Raw genomic sequence first — 1,597 nt, 5'->3', positions numbered from 1 at the left:
CCTGCGCACCTCGAGCACGCCCGCGAGCGCGGCCAGTACCGCGATCACAACGGCCAGCACGACGAACAGGAACGCCTTGTCACCATGGCCGAAGACCCTGATGACGGCCTCTTTCATGGCGCCCGGCGTCAGGTCGATCACGGCCGAGCCGACGACCACCAGGGGGCTGAAGGCGCGGGCGGCGATCGCGGCGACGAGGCCGCCGGCGCCGAGCCCGAGCAGCACGGCGGCCACTCCCGCCAACGCGGGCCGCCACTGCCGTCGCCCGCCGCTGCTGCTCACGTGATCACGCTAAGCCCGCGTGCTTTGAACCTCGTCCGAATCCTCGCCGACGAGCTGCTTGTAGACGACCCGCTCGTGGTACGTGTACCGCAGCAGGAAGCCGATCAGCAACAGGACGCCCTGCGTCAGAACGGTGTGGTTGTGCAGGTGCAGCAGCTCGACGGCGGCCCAGAGCACGAAGGTGCGCACCGCCGACTCGATCGCGTTGAACCCGGCCGAATGGCCGAAGCGCCACCACAGCTTTCGGGCGCCCGCCCGCAGGTCGTGGTACAGGAAGTGCTCCTGGGCGATGAAGTTCCCGACGATCGTGATCACCGCCGCCGCGATCGCCGCCTCGAGATAGGTCCAGCCTGCCTTCTGCAGCGCCCACATGATCACGAGGTTCGCGACGCCGCCGATGAAGCCGATGAGCGCGAAGCCCGGCATCCGCCCGATGCGCAGCTCGACGATCTGGCGGGTCAGGCGCCACACCTGCTTGACGTCGGCCTTCGACTCGCCGCCGCCGCGCGGGGCGAGGATGGCGGGCACCTCGGCGAGCTTCATCTGCTTCCTGCACAGGATCTCGAGCAGGATCTTGAACCCGCGGGGCTTCAGCACCGAGAGGTCGATGGCATCGAGCCGCACGGCGAAGAAGCCCGACATGGGGTCGGTCGAGTTTCGCAGCTTGCGGGGGAACAGCAGCTTCGTGATGCCGTTCCCGAAGTGCGAGAGGAAGACGCGCAGGCCGTCGGAGAGGCCCTCGGCCGAGCCGCCCTCGAGGAAGCGCGAGCCCGCGACGACCTCGGCGTCGCCTGCGAGCGCCGTGTCGATGAGCCCGGGCAGCATCTCGGGCGGGTGCTGCAGGTCGCCGTCCATGACGACCGCCCAGCGCCCGCTGGCGACTCGGAAGCCCTCGAGCACCGCGCCGCCGAGGCCGTCGACGGGAACCTCGCGATGGATCAGCCTGACCGGGATCGAGTGGCGGGACGCCACCTGCTCGATGACCCGGGGCGTGTCGTCGGTGGAATCGTCGACGAAGACGATCTCAACCGCGCGCCGCCCGACGGCGGCTTCGGTACGGGTGACAAGTTCTTCGACGTTCAACGACTCGTTGAAGGTCGGCACGATGATGGTGACGTCCATGATTGCTCAGACGACGTTATCCCGCCTGGCGCTGAGAAAGCGCACAGGCGGCGCAAGACACGACTGATCGGAGGGCCGACGATGACGGATGCCGCACAGTCGCTCACCCTGCCCGACGGGCGCCGCGTGAGCTTCTTCGACACGGGCGGAAGCCCGCAGCGCGTTCTGGTCTGGCACTCGGGAACGCCCCACA

1 protein-coding gene and 1 pseudogene are annotated in these 1,597 nt (G+C 68.7%); both read right to left on the bottom strand.

The annotated features are described in order from the left end of the window. Nucleotides 1-282, bottom strand: a pseudogene (locus ACM2XV_RS15095) (molybdopterin-dependent oxidoreductase); the annotation flags it as partial. Nucleotides 283-291: 9 nt separating this feature from the next. Continuing rightward, complete coding sequence (locus tag ACM2XV_RS15090; protein WP_344773355.1) at nt 292-1,404, bottom strand: glycosyltransferase; 1,113 nt, start codon at nt 1,402-1,404, stop codon at nt 292-294. Nucleotides 1,405-1,597: the final 193 nt, after the last annotated feature.

The sequence above is a fragment of the Gryllotalpicola sp. CP2-P1 genome, assembly GCF_057512245.1.
This window is presented reverse-complemented; position numbering and strand designations above follow the sequence as displayed.

Coding starts and splice junctions, on each gene's coding strand:
- ACM2XV_RS15090 (WP_344773355.1), bottom strand. CDS start 1,404: ATGGACGTCACCATCATCGTGCCGACCTTCAACGAGTCGTTGAACGTC.